Source organism: Mesorhizobium sp. B2-1-3, from assembly GCF_006442495.1.
Lineage (GTDB): Bacteria > Pseudomonadota > Alphaproteobacteria > Rhizobiales > Rhizobiaceae > Mesorhizobium.
The window spans coordinates 21,909-41,309 of record NZ_VFWL01000017.1 but is presented as its reverse complement, the minus strand read 5'-3'; the positions used below and the strand labels follow the sequence as shown (position 1 = coordinate 41,309).

The window sequence follows — 19,401 nt, the reverse complement described above, 5'->3', positions numbered from 1 at the left end:
CGCATGGACTTCGAAGCCAACTATAATACTGCAACCACGACTTTTTCACTTTGATTGCTTGGGGAAACCGAAATTTTGGCCGCGCTGTGCGTTTTGTCACACCACCACCTCCGGTCCACAAGCTATTACTAAAGTGTTAAGGTATGGGTTTAAAAGCGAAATCTCCGTTGGGGCGAGATTTGCGCGGGGGTGAGTCATGACAAGTTTTTTGCCTGCGAATGATCGGACGGACAAAACTGATCTTGATCAATATCCATCTATTCTCGACGTCAATCGTCTCTCACCGTCCTCGGGAGAGGGAATCGAGATTGCAATCATCGATGGCCGGCCTTTGATGTGTGACTGCTTCAGCAGAAGCCTCGAAATCATCGAGCCATCATTTCATATCCAGCATTACGCGTCGGTCGAAGCGTTCGACATGGCGGATCCCGAAGAAACGCAGAGAGTTTCGACGGTCCTGATGTGTGTGATGTGGTCGAACTCCCAGGCGGACTATCATCTTTCCCAGATAGGCCATCTGAAAGCGACCAGGCCCGAGGTAGGGGTGGTCATCCTATCGGATATCGAGAACTTTGAGGACATTCTCAAAGTGGTCGAAAACGGCGCGCGTGGCTATATTCCTACCAGCGTCAGGTTGCAGGTGGCCGCCAAGGCCATCCAGCTTGTCGCGGCGGGCGGAACTTTCGTCCCGCCCAGTGTTCTCTTTCATTCAGGACGCGCCGTCACCGACGGTCAGTCCGCGACCAAGCAGCAGCCGCACGGAGACAACACTTTTACCTCGCGTCAGATGTCTGTCATCGAGGCATTGCGTCGAGGAAAGGCGAACAAGGTCATCGCGTACGAGCTCAACATGTGTGAAAGTACGGTCAAGGTACACATTCGGAATGTCATGAAAAAACTTCGTGCGAGAAACCGTACCGAAGTCGCCTACATACTCAACACAACGCCGTATGAAGGGATTGCCATACGGAATTGAAATATGGGTGCCGCCTCACTCAACGAGTAATGGTTCTTGACGGACCGTTTTAGTAGATGTGATTTGCTTGAGTTTGGGGAGCAGCCGCAACGGAAGCGGCTGCGAACCTTTGCAAGGGGGCGCTACCCAGGATGAAACAACCGCCCGTTCGATATCCAGGCCCGCAGACTGACGGGGAGATCACCTCCGTAGCTGATGCCAACCATATGCACGGGCCGGATTTGAAAAATATCGAGCATTTCAGCAATGTTAAGTCGTCCACGCTGATCGAGATAGACCGCCGCTGTCGTTGGTTGCATCTCAATGAAGGGGACGTCCTGGTCCCGGCCGGCGAAAGTGTCGACCGGCTTTTTTTTCTGCTCGAGGGCGAGCTTCGAGCGCTCGTTTATACCCGCAATGGCAAGATTGTGTCGCTCCCCCCTGCGCATCGTGGCTCGCTTGTTAACGGAATTGCCTTGAGCGGCGACATCCAGATGCCATATTCGGTCGAAGCGGCGGGACCATGCACTATCGCTTCGATCGGCAGTCGTGCCTTTCTGGACATAGTCAAGCAGGATCCTGAAGCCCTGCATGCGGTTGTACAATTGTTGGTGGAACGTCAGCAGGTGCTTGTCGAGCACATCGTTGAGCTTTCGACGCTCAACGTTCGGTCCCGGGTGCATAAGGAGTTGCTGCGCTTATGCGCTGAAGACATCGGAGCCGACGGTTCGGCGAGGATTTCTCCTATCCCGACCCATACGGATCTGGCCCACCGCATTGGCACCCACCGCGAGGCGGTGGCACGCGAGCTGAGCTACCTGCAAAACATCGGACTCGTGCTGCGCCACGCCAAAGAGCTTTACGTGCCTGATGTATCCCGTATCGCCGATCTTGTGGCAAAGTCGGACGACTAAATCGTAGGCGATGCGTCGGGGCACCTTTCGAGAGTGGTCGCGATCTCTGAGATTGCTGGGTTGCATTGGGACCGGACGTCGGTTGTGTTTGGGCTTGATCTACGCTGGCCCTGAGCGGCAGCCGCGGTGCTCCAAGGTGACTGATAGGCAGCTTCGCCTGCTCATTCGGCTAGTTCAAGACGACCGTGAACTCGCTCTGCGACCGACTTCAGGAATTGGTCGGACGTCGATGTCCATCCAAAGAGTATCTGAACGAGCGTGATCGAGGCATCATGATTGCTCCTTGGGGCGTCCCAAGCGATGGGCTCGCTGGTGCAATCCGTCAGCAGTATGCAGCGATAGTCCCTGAAGAAGGCATCCCGAATTGTCGATTCCACACACACGCTGGTCGTGCATCCTGTCACGATGAGGTGTTTGACGCCTGCGGATTTCAGAACAGAATCGAGTTCGGTTTCGTAGAAACCGCTGAATCGCGTTTTATAGAGGACGAAATCCCCTGCCTGTGGCTTGAGGCCGTTGACGACCTCTGTTCCCCAGGTGTCGCGGATCAGAATCCGGCTCTCGCTGCCATCCGGGGCTGTCATGTTCGCGCCCACCCCGAAGATCTGGAGATGTCGAATACGGTTGGGGGCGTCCGACGTTCCAAGGTCCGAGAGGTCGCGATGATATCCCATCTTCAGGTAGACGATGGGCATGCTCAATTCGCGAGCGGCAGCTATTACGCTGGCAGTAGGGCCTACAGCCCGTTGAATCCCGGAGATATCGATTCCGGCTCTGTCGAACATTCCACCGTTGGAGCCGAAGTCATTCTGCATGTCCACGACGAGTACGGCGGCGTCAGCGGGATCAATTGAAATAGGTTGAGGCTTGGCGTCGATGACAAATGGATGCATTTCGTCCTCATCCCTGCTTGCAGCCTAACAACAGTGGTTACGACCAGTCTGCTATCTATCCGCCTCAAAAGCCGCAGGCCGCCGCGCAACGGCGATCCTACCCCCTTAGCCATGCCGCACGTTTGGCATTTGACGCCAGCCAAAGCCGCATCGCGCTTGGCTGCGAGGCCGAGCGATAGATCTTCTGATGATAGACAAACTCATAAGGCCACAGCTCAAGCGTTCGGTTCGCGAAATGCGTCAGCACCCAGGTGATCGCCGCCGCCGCCAAAATGAAGGCGCTCATCGATAGGACAACATTGCCGGAAAAAAGATGGGCGCGGGAAAACAGCGAGCGTGTCAGAAGATACGTGTAGGGATGCACCAGATACAGGCTGTAGCTCACCGTTCCGAAGTATCGAAGCAGCCGATTGCCAAGGAGTAGTGCCGTCAAGCTGTTCCGCGACACTGCAAGGCAGAAGTAGAGCCCCGTCGCGACCATGAGCAAGGGAAGCTCGGCATTTTGGAAATCGGACCAGTGATAGTCGTAATGGCCGCGGCTGGCGAGAAAGACGCAAGCTGCCAGCGCCCCGCTCTCGGCAAGCCGATGGCGGCCCCGGTTTACCCATTCAAATCGGTCGTAGGCAAGGCGGATCAGCCCGCCGGCAAGAAAATACAAGGCGATCGGGTACCGGGCGATAAAGAGCGCCGCGAGAAGACCGAGCGCAATTGTGCCGAGTCTGGTTGGGCGACGAACCGTCAGGAAAACGAACGCTGCCGTAAACACATAGAACCAGACCTCGAAGGTCAGGCTCCACGCGTTCGGCGTCAATTGCTCGGTATGGGTTGCAAGGTTCAGGAATGTCAGTCCTGCCAGAACCGCTGTGAGATTGTTGGTTTCGGGATAAAAGTTGGTGGTTGCGTTCAGCAAGATGAAAAGCAGGCTTAGCGCGAAAAACAGAGGGTAGAGGCGCAGGAACCGTCGGGCAGCAAACTGAGCGGGACTATAGCGTATCGCACTGGGCAGGATGACGAAGCCACTGATTACGAAGAAAAGGCAGACTCCGAAGGTGCCGAAATTCCAGAAGGGCGTAATGCGGTCGACATAGGCCGAATTGGAGGCGTAGACGTGCTCCGCCGTGCCGCCCAGGAGGTGAGCGAAGAAGACCATAAGAGAAGCAATGCCGCGCAACCCATGCGCGGCTACATTGAACGAATTGTCGCCAGCCGGCTTCGCTGACGCTTCGACGGGAAAATGCTGCGGACCCGATGAGTTCTGAGGATGGAGATGTGCAACGGTCATCTGAGCCTTCAAGTTGGATCCCGCAGACCATTTCACCGTACACCATCCCAGGTCTCGCAATGCTCGGGAATTCGAAGGACACCCCCGCCCAAAAGTAGTGGGCTGCCGCAGAAAAACTCCACCGGATGACTAACAGCCGCATTGCGGGACTGATTTAACCCAGGCCCGATGCTGATTGCGGGCGATCGCTGGACCGCAACCGAAGTACGGCTTGACTGACACCGATCGGAATTGGCGAACCCTCGGCCGCAGCCACGAGAGCCGCCCCGTCGAACCGCCCCGCTATGTCGCTTTCTCGAGCCGGAGATCGCCTTGGGCGACATGCATTAGCGGAGATGGCGGCGGCCCTGCGCGTCGACGATGGTGTTGTCTGCGACATTGGCGCTGATGTGCGCGCCGTTGTGGATCAGGCAGTCGGCGCCGATCTGGACGCCCAGGAGCACCGTTGCGCCCATTCCCACGACGGTCAAGGCTCCGATGCCCACTCCGCCGGCTATGATAGCGCCTGGTGTCAGGTGCGCATTGTCCTGAACGACGCTGTCGTGGCAGACTATAGTCCCCTGATTGACGATGACGTTGTTACCGATCGTACAGCGCGGACCGATGCTCGCGCCGGCCAGAATATGGCAGCCATGTCCAATCCTGGTCGCCTTGGAGACGATCGCGGAAGGATGGATCACAGGCGGCAGAACGAAGCCCATTGCGGTGGCGCGTTCATACATTGCCCGCCTCACCTGGCTTGACTGGGCGCCTCCGATGCCGATGAAAGCATAGCGCGTGCCCGCGGCAAACAAACGCTCCAGGCAGTCTTCCGTGCCGATCACCGAAATACCGCCGCAGACGTGGTGGCCGGCGGGCAACGCTTGATCGGTGCAGCCCACGATATCGTATCCGGCACCATCGAGAGCATCGATCAAACAGGCGGCGTGGCCGCCGCCGCCGATGATGACGGCCCGCCTGGAGAAAGCGACGGAACTCGGCTCGCCCGGTTCGGCTCTCTTGGCGGCGGATCGGCGACCGGCAGCAGCGCGCACCTCGGCTTCGCCAATGCGGCCATTGGACGGAATGACGTCCGCAAGGTTGACCCCGAGCTCGGATGCGGCCTTGCGGGCTTTAGCCGTTATCGCGACTTCGCTGGCCCCGACATCGGCCGCGCTGGTCTCCCCGACAACGACATTCGAATTTTCGTCGATGATTTTGCAAAGCGTTGCGCCGACAGGAACGAAGTCACCGACCTTGATGTCCAGCAGGCCGACAGTTCCTGCCTCCGGAGCATCTACCTCGACTGCGGCCTTGGTGGTCTCAAGCACGAAAAGAATGGTGCCTTGTTCGACCCTTTCACCTTGTGCGACCCGAATCTCGATGAGCTGGAGATTGTCCTCGTTGGCGTTAACCCGCGGGGCTTCGACAAGCACGGTCATGTACGCTTAGCCTTTCTGGAACAGCTCGATGCAGGCCGCCTGGATGGCGTTCACACCCGGCAGCAGATCGTCCTCCCAGTCGCGGCTTGAGGGAATGGGGTGATCGGGCCCGGTCAATGCGCTGAAGTGCCTGACCCGGCCGATCAGCGCGCGCGCACACTCCGACGCGAAGCCCCAGCCGGGAGAGCCTTCCTCCACCGCGACCACACGCGTGCAGTTGCCGACCTGGCTTCGGACCTCATCGCCAGGGAAGGGCGACAGCTGTTCGACGGCCACCACGGTGGTCGCGATTTCCTCCTCTTGCGCGAGTTTCTTTGCGGCCGCGACAGCGTGCTCGACGCAACCCCCATATGTCAGGATCACGACATCTGCATCCGCCGGGCGTGGAAGCGCGTCGGGTCCGAGCACGGGCCTGGAATACATCACCTTGTTTTCGATGATCAGGTGAGGGGATCGCGACGCGAAGGCCCGATGCAGAAGCGTGCCAGGATCGGCATACTCGTGAGTGGCAAGCACCGTCAGCCCGGGCACGCCGCAAAAATGCTTTTCCAGACTTTGCGAGTGCGTCGGCCCATAGCCGCGCCGTCCGCCCATGGGAGCGCGGATGATGACGGGGACCTCAACCTGATCGTTGTACATCCAGCGGAACTTGGCGACGTGATTGATGATCTGGTCGGCAGCAAGGGCTATGAAGTCTCCGAACATGAGTTCGACGATCACAGGCCGGCCTTTGATGGCCATGCCTGCCGCCATGCCAACAATGCCGCCTTCGCTGATCGGCGTGGTCCAGACACGGTCCTTATAGGCTGACGAAAGACCCTTGGTGACTTTGAAGGCGCCACCGTAGGGGTCAAGAACATCCTCACCCAAAATCACCAGACGGAGATCGGCTCCCATGAGATCGTGTAGCGCGCGATTGATAGATTCGACGACACGCATGGATCAACCCCGCGCCAAGGCGGCCGCGGCGGCGGATTCGACCGCGCGGTCCACGACATTCAGGCAGTAGGCGTCGATCTCATCGGCGTTCGCAACGCGCCGGCGCATCGGGGGTATGGGATCTCTGGCTCGAGCTTGCTCAAGACGCTCCGCCGGCCTCGTATCATCTCCCTTGCTGTGGGGGCCGATCCGCTCGGTTCGCAAGTAGAGCCAGCAAGGGCGGGATTCGGCGCGTACATAGCCTACGGCTTCTTGGGCGAGCTCATATATCGCGATCGGATCGTTGCCGTCATAGGCGAATGTGCGGACGCCGAACGGCTCGGCCCTGGCGACGATCGAACCGGAGACGGTCAGATGCTTGGGCGTCGTCTGCGCGATCTCGTTGTCCTCGATCACAAAGACCACCGGGGCGGCGAAAACAGACGCAAGGTTCAGGCTCTCGTATACGGCTCCCTCGCCCATCGTGCCGTCGCCGAGGAACACCACTGCGACGGCGCCCTCGTCCTTTCGCGCCAGCGCACTACCAACTGCGACGGGTGCGATGCCTCCTTGGATGCCATTGGAGTGGAAGTTGCGGAAGCACAGGTGCTGGCTGCCGCCGCGTCCGCCGCAAATGCCGGTTACACGCCCCATGATCTCGGCTATCAGGCCCTCGACTTCGCCCGAATAGGCAATGAAATGACCGTGGCAGCGGTGGTTGCTCCAGACAATGTCGCGGTCCCGGTCAAGAGCGTTTATCACGCCAACCGCATTGGCTTCCTGTCCAATGGACGTGTGCGTCGTGCCGAACAGGAGACCTTGGGAAAAAAGATCGAGCAAGCGCTCCTCCACGAGCCGGATGAGCATCATCTGCTGATAAAATCGAACCGCGGCTGGCAGTTCGAATCCGAGCAAACCACGCTCTGTAGGGGCAAGGGTGAGGTTCCGCGCTGCTGACGACGTCACTATCTGCAGCTCTGCCAGAGAAGACGCTAGAACGGTTTCATCCTTCCTGATCGCGCGTTCCTTTGTCATGCTGCCTCGAGCTGGCGCGAAGCCGTAACAAGGATTGACCGCGCCGTCGACGCGGCAGCCATGGTCTCCTCGGTCGTCCAGGACGGGTCGACCAGAAAAGCCATACTCGTTTCACCGAGCTGCCGTGCGATCGGCAGACGTTCGGGCGGCGCTACCCCGGCGTCCGCGAAGGCATGTTCAAGATAGATCTCAGAGCAGCTTCCCGAGAAGCATGGGACGCCGGCCGCATTGATAGCCGCAATCAACTCGTCGCGCGACCATCCGGGGGACAGCATCTCGGGCTTGATATAGAAATAGCATCGGTACCAGGCATGCTTATGCTCCGAACCGAGCTGGGGCGCGTGCAGCATCGGCAATTCAGCAAGCGTCATCATCCAGATGCTGGCATTTCGCTCGCGTTGGCGAGTCCAGTCGGGTAGGCGCTCGAGCTGCCGCAAGCCAAGCACTGCCTGGATTGATGTCATGCGCCAGTTGGTGCCGATGCTGTCATGCAGCCAGCGAAACCCTGTCGCCCTATGGGGGGCAAAGACCAGATCGTAGTTCTTGCCGTGGTCCTTGAGGCTCCAGGCAGCGAGCCACAATTTCTTGTCGTCCATTGCGACAAGCCCACCTTCGCCGCCCGTCGTGATGATCTTGTCCTGGCAGAACGAGAACGCCGCTATGTCGCCGAAGGAGCCAATCGGTCGTCCGTTGTATTCGGCTCCATGCGCCTGGGCGCAATCTTCGATGACTTTTATGCCGCTGCGCTTTGCGAGTTCCATGATCGGCGCCATGTCGCACGGCCAGCCGGCAATATGCACGACGATCACTGCCTTTGTTCGAGCCGTTATCTTCGGCGCAATCGTCTCGGCGGAAAGGTTGCCCGAACTCGGGTCGACATCCGCGAAAACGGGCGTGGCGCCGGCAAACATGACGCAGGCGGCGGAGGCGACGAAACTGCGGGGCGTGACGATCACCTCGTCGCCGGCGCCGATGTGGAGAATCTTCATCGCAAGATCCAGCGCGAGCGAGCCGTTGGCCAGCGCCACCGCGTGACGTCGGCCGAGGCTGCGCGCATAGGCGCGTTCGAAGGTCTTCACATGGTCGCCGGTCCAGGCGTTCACCTGGCCGGATCGCAAAACCTCTACCACATCGGTTATTTGTTCTTCGTCGTAGATTGGCCAGCGTTTCATCGCAGAATACTCCAGCTAGAATTCAAATGACGTTTCGCAGAAGGACAAAGGCCTCGGCTGCCCTCAGATGGGCGGCGGTGCCCCTGACGATCGCAAGCGCCCGCAAGGTTTCGATCGAACGCTCATGCGGGAAATCTCTGATCTGTGAGGCGAACATCGACGCAGCTTCGAGTTTGCGGTCCAGCGTCGATGCGATGTCTATGAAAACGTTCGGCACGAAGCTCGGCGTCACATAGGGGGCATTCCAGTTCGTTTCGGAGACGGTCTCGTAAGCCATGATCGTCCGCGGATATTGAGATTGGGTCGGGCGAGCCGCTACCAGCGATGACAGGAAGATCAGCTGGTGGTCCATGTGCACATCACCGACGAAAGGGATGAGCAACGTATCCGGCACGACATCCCGCAACAGGGTCAGCAGCGCCCTGTTGAGCGTCGCGTGCGGCGTCTCGGCGATCTGCGCTGCCGGCAGATCAAGCCAATGCGTCTGTTGCACGCCCAAACAGGCATGCGCCGCCTTGGCCTCGCTGCGAACCCGTTCCGTCATCTCCTCTGTGAAGGCGGGCGGGCTGCCTCGCGTAACCACTGCGACATGAACTTCTGCGCCTTGGGCAGCCATCCGGGCTATCGTGCCGCCACACCCCAGGACCTCATCATCGGGATGCGGTGCGATCACCAGAAGTCGACCGAGTGCTGGGTTCATGGCCGGACCGTCCCGGCGGGCATAGCCTTCAAAGCATGGTCGACATGGCGGCGGTCGACACGTTCGCCCAACAGTGCCACTTGGACAGTCAGAACCAGTATGTGCAGATCGAGCCACAGGCTGCGGTTGCGCACATACCAGAGGTCGAGCGCCAGCTTTTCGCTGTTGGTGAGGCGGGTATTGCCGTTCACCTGTGCCCATCCGGACAGGCCGGGGCGGACCGTGCCACGAATACGCCCTAGCTCGCCGAATTCGGCGATGGTGGCCGGGAGCAACGGACGGGGCCCCATGAAGGCCATGTCCCCCCTGGCGATCGAGAGAAGCTGCGGCAGCTCATCGATGCGGACGGAGCGCATCAATCGCGTGGCCGGCGTCTCACGCAAAGCGTCGGGGAGCAGCATGCCATTCCCGTCTCGCCCTTCGTGCATCGTACGAAACTTGCAGATCACGAACGGGCGACCTTCCAGCCCGCTGCGAGACTGGCGGAAAAACAATGGACGGCCGACACTGGCCCAGACAATGGCAGCAGCCATGAGCCATAGCGGCAGGCTGAGAACCAAAAGGATCACCGCGGCGATACGGCTTGGTATGGCCCGGCCAAGCGGAACGCGCGCAGTCCAGCCGCCGGAACGTGCTGTTGGGGTGCTGAGGCCGATCATTGCGACGGTCCGACCTGCACGGAAGAGGTCGTCGCCAAGGTAGTGGCTGAACGGCTTGTCGTGTCCTGGGCGCTATCCAGGCGGTTTATTGACACAAGGATCGTATCTCCGGCCGCAACCGGATCGTCGAGGGTCGCCACCTTTGTGGCGGTCTGGCCATTTACCTTGCGGCGGATCTGGTAGGTGAACGTGATGGAGTTGTTGCTGCGTGTCTGCTCCGCGGCCAGCGAGCTCAACAGCAGGATCTGTTCCTCGGTCGATTCTCGAACCGCGATCAGGCGCTCGATTTCAGAGTTGTGGGCCTGGAGATCCGTCAACGCCGTGTGTGTCCAGGTCTGGGTGGCGTCATCCAGGTCGCGCTGCAACTGGCTCAATTCGCGGCGCACCGTTGATGCCTGATTGTAGATTTCAAGCAGATGGGATTGCTGCGTGGTCGCTTCGCGCTCGGCGTTCGAGAGGTCTGTGATTGTGACGAGACCTTTCTTGTTGAGGCCCCTGATGCGATCGAGATCCGCCTGTGCCGAAGCGATCACTGTCTTTTGTATGTCCGAAAGCTGTTGAACATTGGCGAGGGCAACATTTACTTCTTCGATCCCCGCCGAGAGCTGCTTGCGACGTGTCGTCAGCGCATGTTGATCTGCTTCAAGGATGCGCTGCTCGGTAGGAAGCAGCGTCGCGAGCAGGTTGGCGTTCATGAGGCCCTTGATCTTGGCAGGCAGATCCAGTTCCGAGATCTTGTCGCTGTTTGCCAATTGGGCCTTGATGCGCGCAGCGGCGACCGCCTCCTTGGCGATCTCCACCACGCTTTCATCAAGAGCTCCGCGCAACCGGGCGCGTGTTACGACGCGATCCTCCGCCGTGGCTCCCCCGGTCGACTGGCCGCCCGCAAGCGCCACCGCCTGCTCCACATTCAGTGCCGGCTGGTAAGGAAACGAGCCCGGCGCCTTTACATCCCCAAGGACGAAGATCGGGCGGAAGCTCACCACCGCAAGAGCTATATGCGGGTCATTGAAGAGTTCACGCTCGATGAATGCCTTACGGATACGACTCAAGGCGTCGGGCACCGTCAGGCCGCCGACTTCAAAGCTGCCGATCAGCGGAATGTTGATCGCGCCATCGCTGGCGACCGTGAGTTGTTCGGCGGGAAGCGCGTCGTCGATGAAGTCAAACGACACCACATCGCCGACCGAAACCTTGTAGTCATCGTCCGCCGCGGCCCAGGCATCAAGCTGGGAAATCAGAATCGCTGCAACCGCAAGGATCGCAATACTGGCGGATCCCAGTGCTTTCGCAAGGAATGTACTGGTCCACGCGCCTGTCGATCGCCTGCTCCGCGTCGCATTGCAATAAGATGCCATGAAAGCCCACCATAGAATTTTCCTGCAAAGACCCTAGCGACACCTGCGCGAGGACAATGAGTCATACCTTTGGTGGAGCGGTGACAACCTTCGGTCTGGTTCCCACCTAATTTGGCTAACTGGATGTCGACTGCAACCAACGTATGGTGCGGCTGCATACTGTCGGACGATTGAATGCTTCCTCAGGGCGGAGCGTTGCAGACAGCTGGGAAGCTTGCGTGCACACAAGTGTTCTTCACACCATTACCAGTCTCGACGTCGGCGGCGCTCAGGTCATGCTTGCCCGTTTTCTTGGCCAGGTCGACCAAAATCGCTTCTCGACTTCAGTTCTGTCCCTGCTTTCACCGGGTCCGGTGGCTGCAAACGTAGAATATACAAGATCGGGGCTCGTTTCGCTCGACATGACGGAACGGCCGCGACCGCGCGATGTCGTTCGGCTGACGCGGTCGATAAGACGGGCGGCCCCCGATCTTCTTCACGGATGGATGTATCACGGCAACGTCGCGGCAACGCTCGGCTCGATGCTAGGGCTCAATTTCTCGCCGGTCATCTGGAGCATCCATCACACGGTTCGAGATCTCGCCGACGAGAAACCATTGACGCGCCAATTGATACGGCTCTCGGCCCGCCTGTCGAGGCGCACCAGCGCGATCTCATATTGCTCGCGCGTCGCCGCCGATGATCACGAGCGCCTGGGCTTTGATCCGCGCCGGAGGGTGGTTATCCCGAACGGGACGGATTGCGATCAATTTTCCCCCTCGGCCGACGCCGGTGCGAAGCTGCGCCGCCTGTTCGGCTTGCCGCCCGGACGGCTGATGATCGGCCATGTGGCACGCTTCCATCCCATGAAGGACCAGGTTAGCCTGGTCCGCGCCATCAGCCGGCTCCTGGAACAGGGATACGACGTTCAGGGCATATTTATCGGGGAGGGACATGCCGACGGCCCGGTGCGGCGCACCGCCCGTGAGCTCGGCATAGACGACCGCATTACCACGCCGGGCATCCGCGCTGACATCGCCGACCTCATGCCGGGCTTCGACGTCTACGCGCTTTGCTCGGCTTGGGGCGAGGCATTTTCCCTTGCCGTAGGCGAGGCGATGGCCAGCGGCGTGCCGGCGGTGGTTACCGCGGTCGGCGACTCCGGCTGGCTGGTCGGCGACAGCGGCGTGGTCGTTCCACCGGGAGATAGTGAAGCTCTGGCCGCCGGATTGATCAGGCTTGTCAGCCTTGAACCGGCCGAGCGCCGCGCCTTGGGTCAACAAGCGCGTCGTCGCGTCATGGAGAACTTCTCGCTTTCCCTTTACGTCGGCAGGCACCTGGAACTCTACGAAGCAGCTCTAGGGCGTCGTCGCCATATCCGATAGGAGCGGCTGGTGGTTGCTGTGCACATGAATGGTCGAGATTCTCCTCGCGCCCCTGTGGACTATGCGATGCGCCGCAAGCGCATCGTCGTCATTGCGAGCCTGACGCGTTCGCTTGTCAACTTTCGTCTCGAATTGTTGAAGGCCATGGTCGCTGCGGGGCATGATGTCATTGCGCTCGCCCCCGATGAAGATGAGCGGGCGATCGCCGGTCTCAAGGCAATTGGCGTGACCTTCCGACGGATTCCGATGGCCAGGACGGGTACCAGTCCGCTGGCCGATTTGCGAACGCTCAAGGCGCTTTACAAGCTCATTCACGGCTTGGCGCCCGAAATCGTCCTGGCGTATACGATGAAGCCGATCATCTATGGTGGATTGGCTGCCCGCCTTGCCCGTGTACCGCGCCGGTTTGCGCTCTTTACAGGCTTCGGCTTCATATTCAGCGGCAGCATGACGGGACTGCGCGCAACCATTTTGCGCCGGTTGAGTATTGGTCTCTACCGCTCGGCTCTGGTCGGCTGCGAAGCAGTTTTCGCTTACAATGACGCCGACGCTTCCGACATCCGGCGCCATGGGATGGTTTCTGCGACGACGCCGGTGATCATGATCCCGGGTTCAGGAGTGGACCTGACACTGTTTGCCGCAAGCCCCCCACCTTCAGGGCCTCCCGTCTTCCTTCTGATCGCTCGCTTGCTTCGCGAAAAGGGAATTGCCGAGTTTGCTGCTGCCGCGCGTATCCTGAAGACCAAGTACCGCGCTGCACGCTTTCAGATTCTCGGGCCCTTCGATCCCAGTCCCCTCTCCATCTCGAAAGCCGAAATGGACCAGTGGACCAAGGAAGGCGCCGTTGAATATCTCGGCGAAACACACGACGTCGGTCCCTATTTGACCGCGTCCACCGTGTTCGTGTTGCCGTCCTATTACAGGGAGGGCATTCCCCGCAGCGCGCTGGAAGCCTTGTCGACCGGTCGGCCGATAATCACGACCAACGCCCCTGGCTGTCAAGAAACGGTGATCGAGGGCGAGAACGGTTTCCGGGTCGAGCCGCGAGACGTGGAAGCTCTCGCCTCGGCGCAGCGGGCTTTTCTCGAGGATGAGGAACTCGCCGCAAAGATGGGCGCCAACTCAAGAAAGCTCGCGGAAGACCGGTTCGATGTTCACAAGGTGAACCAAACCCTGCTCGAGGCGATGGGGATATAGTCGGCCGCGCCTGATCGGCCGCGCGGCCGATGGCGGTCAAGCGGGAAAATAACGACGAATCTGCTGCCGTTTCAAATAGGCTTTCCGCAGGGCACCACGGGCCTGTCGGAAGGGGTCGACGCGGTTGAACACCCAGCCGATCGATGGACCGCCGGCGAACCGCAGGCGCTCGACAACCTGGGAGAGAGCCTCTTGCGTGGTGTTGTCGCACGCGGCCACGACCACGACGGTATCCACCGAGGCGGCAATCCTGATTGCGTCTTCGACGACGAGCACAGGCGGCGCGTCGATGATCACCACGTCGTATTCGAGCCGGAACGCCTCCAGCAATTTCGCGAATTGGCTGGAATTGAGGAATTCAGGCAAGGTCTGGTCGTCGGCAGATGGCGCCAGCACATCCAGTCGCGGAACTTCAGGAAGCGTCTGAACGATCTCTGCCAGGGTGCAACCACCATGTAGGTAGTCGTTGAGTGTCTTGTCGGCGGGCCCAAACTGCATGGCGCTATGGATGCTGCGGGTTCGCAAATCCAGATCAATCAGCGCTGTCAGGGCGCCGTCCATTCCAGCTGCCACGGCGAGGCCCATGGCCGTCGTTGTCTTGCCTTCCTGTGGTAGTCCTGAGCTGACCAGGATCACCTGTTTGCTCCGGCCACCGTTCATCCGGGTGCAGGCCATGTACAGCGACCGGAAGGCATCGGAGAAGGCCGACCGTGGTTGCGACAACAAGGTTTCAAGAGGAGGCGTGGCGCGTTGCAGGAATTTCTTGGGCAGTTGCGGAATCGACGCCAGCAGTGGCGCACGGATAAGCTTCGATACCCGTTGTGACTCGCGTATTCTCACATCCATGCTTTCAAGCGTCAGCACAAGGATCAGGGCTAGGATCAGCGACGCGGCGAAACCGCCTGCCGTCATCAAACGAAGTTTGGGAAAGGAAGGGCTCGTCGGAATCTCGGCAGCGGAAACCGTCCGCACGCCGGGCTCGACCGCCTCGGAAAACGGATCGAGGCTGCCAAGCCTGCCTGATACGAGGTCGTAGAGCTTCTGCTCGGTCGACAATTGGTTGTTCAGTTCCCGAAGCTTCGCTTCCGCCAGGCTCCTTTGCCGCAGTTGCTCGTTGGACTCCTCCAAAGTCTTGGCGAGTTGGTTGACCCTGCCTTCGTTGACGCGGACGTCGTTTTCCAAGATTGCGATCGTACGCAGCATCTCCTGAGAGATCATCGCGCGGACGGCCGCTACTTTTGCATCCGCCTCCTGGACCAAGGGATGATTGCGCCCGTAGTTGCTGGCCAGTTGCGCGCGATCCCTCATCGCCGTCGCTTCGTCGTTGCGCAGGGACGTCAGGAAGTCCGATGAGAGCAGGGGATCGACGTTGGCGCCCGCGTCGCCGGTCTTGGCCGCCAGCCTGACCTGGGCGAGGCGCGCCTGCGCTTGCGTGTATTCACCTCTAGCGGTGCTGAGCTGCTCGTTGCTTTGCTGGATCGAGGCGCGCAGCAGATCATCGCGTGGATCGCTGGATACGCCGTGTTCTCGCGCATACTGGGCGATCTGGCCTTCTATGGCGGCTATCCGTGACGCAAGCTCCGTCGATTGCTGCCTCAGAAAGCTAACGGCGTCCTTGATGTCCTGCCGCTTGTTGTCCCGGGACCATTCCACGAACAGTTTGGCCGTCGCATTGGCTATCAGGGCCGCCCTCGACGCGTCGTCATTGAAAAAGGAGATCGTCATCGCCGAGCTCTCTCCGGACCGGTCAACCGAAACGCTCGACAGATACGATGAAATCGCCCGATCTTGCTGAACCCCCTTCGATGGCAGCGACGCGGGATCCTGCGGGTCGGCGCCGGCGACAAGGCTCCATAGCGCTCGCGGTATCGAGACGATCAAGCCGACGGCCTGTGACAGCAGTCCAGGGCCCGAATCCGAAGGGGAAGCTCGGCTCGCGGCTGGTTTCAGATAGGTGTTGAAGTCCGGGTCCTTGATGAGGTCCAGTCTGTCGACGACCAGGCTGGCAAAGACACGAGAGGTGATCAGATCCGCCTCGGTGTCCATTCGCGACTTGTCGGGCTGTTGATTAGGCTGCGCTTGTGCGGTGTCGAGAGGATTGGGATCGTCGGATTCGACAACGATCATCGAGCGAGCGGTGTACGTCTTGGGAAGTTCCACGGCCGTGATGAGCGCGAGAGCGGTGCCGGTAGTCACGACCGCAAGGATCAAGGGGAGGCGCCTTCGGAAAAGCGTGTAGAGCTCGCGCGGGCCGAAAGTGCGTTCCTTCGACGGCTCGATCGGCTCTTGAAGAAATGGTTCCAGACGGCTCCACACGCTGTTGTCGTCTATCAAGCTCACAGATCCCGCCCCTTTTTGTTTGTCTTCGACTGGTCCAAGCCGGCCCTGCCACATCGGACCTGGAGGCTACCCAACATCGAATTCGCGACTTACCGCGACGACAGTTTTAACATGGTTGCGCGGCCGCAATCGCGCTCAAGAGGCTTAGCCGCAAAGGCGACATCATCCAAAAGGATAGCGTAACCGGCCCGGGCCCTATCTTGGCAGATAGGCTGAACTGCAGGCCCAATGAGGGCTGGCGAAAAGGACTCTCAAGCAGATTCAGGAGTGAGGATGAACTACGCCAGGGCTCCTCGCCATTATTGGACAAGGCCCGGCCCCAAACCGGCCGTCACATCGTTGCCAGAGGTAGCCGGGAGACTCGGGCTCTGGTTCGCCGTGGCGTCCGTCTTTCTCACGCCCTTCAATATTCTTCGGTTTGATGCATTCTATTTTACCATCAGCGACGGCTTCGCTCTCGCGGCCGTATTCGCAGCCATACTCGGGAAATCCTTTTCGATCTCTCCCTTGGGCGCGGGGACGTTTTTATGGAATATCGGCATCGCCCTACTATGCGGGATGCTGCTGCTAAGCAGTCTGATCCACGGAGATCCGCAGCGAGGCTTCATCATCTCGGCGCAATATCTGTACGCTTACTTTCTCCTGGCCTTCATGATCGTGTCGAGGCCCTGGGCGGAAATCGTTCTCTTGATGAAATCATTTCTTTGCTCGATCGCCGTGATGTGTCTGCAGGGGATAGTGATAATCGACATCCTCAAGCAACGCGGCACCGTCTTTGTCAGCGGCAATGGTCGTTTCCAGGGTTGGGTGGAACGCGAGAATGAGTGCGCAACGCTGATAGCGCTCTCTGTCCCGCTAATGTTGTGGCTGGTGGCGTCAGGTTGCATAAGGCCTCGCTGGCTTTGGGTCGGACTGCCGCTTTTTGGTTATGGCATTGTTTTGACAGGATCCAATACCGGCCTGATCGGCCTTGTCTTTGCGGTCACCATCTTCGTAGTCGCGACGGGCTCGTGGCGCCGCATCATTTCTTTAGCGGTGACCTCGCTCGCCGCATTCTTCATTGCCGTTACCTGGGGCCGCGACTTCTTGCCCGAGGTCTTCCAACACCGCGTGCTGAATGCGCTGCAGAATGGTGACCTCGATGAGGCTGGCACGTTTGCAGACCGTATGCGGCTCATCCATGAGGCCATTGGCAAAGCGGACAATAATTCACTGCTTGGTATCGGTGCCGACCAGTATCGGCAGGTCAGCGAATTGCACGCCCCGGTCCACAACACCTACCTCCTCATATGGGTCGAGGCAGGGCTGCCCGGATTCATCGGTTTTCTGCTCCTGCTCGTGGCAGGCATCACCATCGCCATCCTTGCCGCTCGGAGTCGTGAAGGCAAGGTATCCGCCATTTGCACGGCGACGACAGTTCTCCTCTTCGCGGCGCTGGCAAATGCGCTACCACATCTTTACAGTCGTTTCTTTCTCGTGCCTCTGCTGCTTGGAATGGCGCCCAGTGTTGCGATTTTGCGCGACGGCCCAGCTTCAAGAACGGTCACGCGCTTTCTTCGCGGTACTCGCTCCAAGTACGGTCGTTCGCGGCCTTTCCTACGCAGGCCGATCTAAGGGGCCCACCAGCCGAGCTTTCCAGCTCCTACAAAGGCTAAAATCGGCGCACCCGGAAGATCTGGTCAGGGTCTCCCCATGGCAAGAGCGAGCGATATATAGAAGCTATTTCGCCGGCTCTGATGCTTGCGCGGAGATGAAACGAGCGAGGGCGAACACGCCCTCGACGAAGTCTTCTCCCTCGATAAACCGGCCCTCAACCCAGCGTCCCTGGGTATCCTGACTGTCGACGAGCTGACGCACCTTTGAATTCAGTTCGCCAGCACTCAACTCATCCGCGGCACTGATCCACAGTCGTTGACGTGAAACTCTCTGCCCCCGCGTTGCACTCTCGAGCCGAGCGAACACCGGCTCGATCTCTGCACCGGTTTTCATGCCGTAGTGTTTCAGGAGGTCCATGTCGTCGAACGTCACTTGGCCGCCCTCATCGATGTAAAGCGGCCGGTTGGTGTTGAGTTCGTAGAAACGTGCCCAACTGCCGTCGGACAGGCGCGCCGCCTGTAGCCAGGTGGCTGCAGTCGTCGCCGCGTGCAGCAACCGCGCATCCCTGTTTTGCTCGTTCAACTCGATCAGGTAATCGATGTTGCCGGCGGTTTCGCGCGAGACGACCGCTGGCGGCTCAAACCTGCGTCCCCAAACCGGCTGCATGGAACGATCGTAACCCTGAGCCCAGCCCTGTTGTGGCGCGGGCAACTGGGCTGCAAGGAGAAAATCACCGACCTTCTCCGCCGTCTTGAGATATGCGGGATCGTGATATGTGCGGTAGGCGTTGAGAAAGAGACGACCCATATCGCGGGGAAGATTGTCATTGATGATGAAATAGGGCGGACGATCAGGCTTCTGCCACTCGTGAGACCAACTGGCCGGAATACTCGCCTTGGCCGCAGCCTTTACATCCGCCCCAGGCGCGGCTCCCTTGAAGAAGACCGGGAAGGCCCCATTCGGGTATTGCACCCGCATCAATCGATGAAGCGCCCTGTCGATGCAGGAACGGACGTCCGGATCCGAACCGCCGCTCGCCAGGTCGAACCACATCAGAAAATTCAGCACGCTCTGTGTGTTGTTGTCATCGAGGACAGTCTCGTTGCGTTGCGGATTGTCCTTGATATCGCGACAGGTATTCCCGCCCAACTTCAGTGCGCGGTAGCACCATGTCGCCGCCTTTTGCGGGTCGGTCTCGATCTTGTAAAACCATCCGCCGGACTCCAGCTGAGTCTTGACCAGAGCGGTTGCCACGACCTGGGCAGACTGAAGCCATTGCTTGTCGCCGGTAACCTCGAAAATGCGCAGGAACGCAGCGCCGACAGCCGGCGTACCAGGCGGCTGCACCCAGCCAACGCTCGCGGGCACGGTACCGCCTTCGCCCACCCTCTTTTGGCCGTCGAGGGAATATTTCCATACATAAGTTCCCGCTACACCGAGATGATCGCGGAAATAGGCCCCGGCAGCCTCGACCGCCTCCCGTGCCTCGGCCACTGTCGGCTGAGGTTGAGGCGCCCCGGCCAGTGCAGTGCCGCACGACAGCGCGACAAACAGAGCCGAGGCAATATGCCTTAGCACGGCAGCGCTCCCGCTGGGC

At 59.7% G+C, this 19,401-nt stretch carries 16 protein-coding genes; 5 read left to right on the top strand and 11 right to left on the bottom strand.

The window, feature by feature from the left end; all coding sequences use genetic code 11:
* Positions 1 to 196: 196 nt before the first annotated feature.
* Positions 197 to 976, top strand: a complete 780-nt coding sequence (locus FJ973_RS23850) for a response regulator transcription factor (protein ID WP_140498453.1) — start codon at positions 197 to 199, stop codon at positions 974 to 976.
* Positions 977 to 1,107: 131 nt separating this feature from the next.
* Positions 1,108 to 1,869: a Crp/Fnr family transcriptional regulator gene (locus FJ973_RS23845; RefSeq protein WP_140498452.1), complete on the top strand. Its 762-nt coding sequence runs from the start codon at positions 1,108 to 1,110 to the stop codon at positions 1,867 to 1,869.
* A gap of 161 nt (positions 1,870 to 2,030) precedes the next feature.
* Here FJ973_RS23845 and FJ973_RS23840 read toward each other — a convergent pair whose 3' ends face one another.
* The 9 genes from FJ973_RS23840 to FJ973_RS23800 form a co-directional block, all read right to left on the bottom strand.
* Entirely contained in the window at positions 2,031 to 2,762 is a 732-nt protein-coding gene (locus tag FJ973_RS23840; RefSeq protein ID WP_140558005.1) for a cysteine hydrolase, read from the bottom strand.
* A gap of 97 nt (positions 2,763 to 2,859) precedes the next feature.
* Positions 2,860 to 4,044, bottom strand: a complete 1,185-nt coding sequence (locus FJ973_RS23835) for an acyltransferase (RefSeq protein WP_140498450.1) — start codon at positions 4,042 to 4,044, stop codon at positions 2,860 to 2,862.
* A 326-nt stretch (positions 4,045 to 4,370) separates the two neighbouring features.
* Positions 4,371 to 5,465 carry a NeuD/PglB/VioB family sugar acetyltransferase gene (locus FJ973_RS23830; RefSeq protein ID WP_140558003.1) on the bottom strand — a complete coding sequence of 365 codons (1,095 nt, stop codon included), beginning with the start codon at positions 5,463 to 5,465 and terminating at the stop codon, positions 4,371 to 4,373.
* A 6-nt stretch (positions 5,466 to 5,471) separates the two neighbouring features.
* Complete coding sequence (locus FJ973_RS23825) at positions 5,472 to 6,404, bottom strand: transketolase C-terminal domain-containing protein (protein WP_140498448.1); 933 nt, start codon at positions 6,402 to 6,404, stop codon at positions 5,472 to 5,474.
* 3 nt (positions 6,405 to 6,407) lie between these two features.
* On the bottom strand, positions 6,408 to 7,418 hold the full coding sequence (locus tag FJ973_RS23820) for a thiamine pyrophosphate-dependent dehydrogenase E1 component subunit alpha (RefSeq protein WP_140498447.1): 1,011 nt from the start codon (positions 7,416 to 7,418) through the stop codon (positions 6,408 to 6,410).
* Positions 7,415 to 8,590 (bottom strand): DegT/DnrJ/EryC1/StrS aminotransferase family protein, encoded by a 1,176-nt coding sequence (locus FJ973_RS23815; RefSeq protein WP_140498446.1) that lies wholly within the window; start codon positions 8,588 to 8,590, stop codon positions 7,415 to 7,417. The genes FJ973_RS23820 and FJ973_RS23815 overlap by 4 nt, the downstream gene beginning before the upstream one ends.
* Before the next feature lie 22 nt (positions 8,591 to 8,612).
* Complete coding sequence (locus tag FJ973_RS23810; RefSeq protein ID WP_140498445.1) at positions 8,613 to 9,290, bottom strand: PIG-L deacetylase family protein; 678 nt, start codon at positions 9,288 to 9,290, stop codon at positions 8,613 to 8,615.
* Complete coding sequence (locus FJ973_RS23805; RefSeq protein ID WP_140558001.1) at positions 9,287 to 9,949, bottom strand: sugar transferase; 663 nt, start codon at positions 9,947 to 9,949, stop codon at positions 9,287 to 9,289. Before FJ973_RS23805 ends, FJ973_RS23810 begins: the two co-directional genes overlap by 4 nt.
* Positions 9,946 to 11,307, bottom strand: coding sequence for a polysaccharide biosynthesis/export family protein (locus FJ973_RS23800; protein ID WP_140558000.1), 1,362 nt, complete (start codon positions 11,305 to 11,307; stop codon positions 9,946 to 9,948). Before FJ973_RS23800 ends, FJ973_RS23805 begins: the two co-directional genes overlap by 4 nt.
* A 143-nt stretch (positions 11,308 to 11,450) precedes the next feature.
* Here FJ973_RS23800 and FJ973_RS23795 point away from each other — a divergent pair, with 143 nt between their 5' ends.
* Both FJ973_RS23795 and FJ973_RS23790 read left to right on the top strand, forming a co-directional pair.
* Entirely contained in the window at positions 11,451 to 12,671 is a 1,221-nt protein-coding gene (locus tag FJ973_RS23795) for a glycosyltransferase (protein ID WP_140557998.1), read from the top strand.
* 66 nt (positions 12,672 to 12,737) lie between these two features.
* The gene (locus FJ973_RS23790) at positions 12,738 to 13,868 is read left to right on the top strand and encodes a glycosyltransferase family 4 protein (RefSeq protein WP_140557997.1); all 1,131 of its coding nucleotides are present in this window, start codon (positions 12,738 to 12,740) and stop codon (positions 13,866 to 13,868) included.
* Between the two features lie 36 nt (positions 13,869 to 13,904).
* Here FJ973_RS23790 and FJ973_RS23785 read toward each other — a convergent pair whose 3' ends face one another.
* A complete protein-coding gene (locus FJ973_RS23785; RefSeq protein ID WP_140581298.1) occupies positions 13,905 to 16,202 on the bottom strand; it encodes a polysaccharide biosynthesis tyrosine autokinase in 2,298 nt (765 codons plus the stop codon).
* Positions 16,203 to 16,481: 279 nt separating this feature from the next.
* On the opposite strand from FJ973_RS23785, the gene FJ973_RS23780 reads away from it, so the two are divergent.
* On the top strand, positions 16,482 to 17,822 hold the full coding sequence (locus FJ973_RS23780; protein WP_181170946.1) for an O-antigen ligase family protein: 1,341 nt from the start codon (positions 16,482 to 16,484) through the stop codon (positions 17,820 to 17,822).
* A gap of 105 nt (positions 17,823 to 17,927) precedes the next feature.
* Here FJ973_RS23780 and FJ973_RS23775 read toward each other — a convergent pair whose 3' ends face one another.
* Entirely contained in the window at positions 17,928 to 19,382 is a 1,455-nt protein-coding gene (locus tag FJ973_RS23775; protein ID WP_140557994.1) for a hypothetical protein, read from the bottom strand.
* Positions 19,383 to 19,401: the final 19 nt, after the last annotated feature.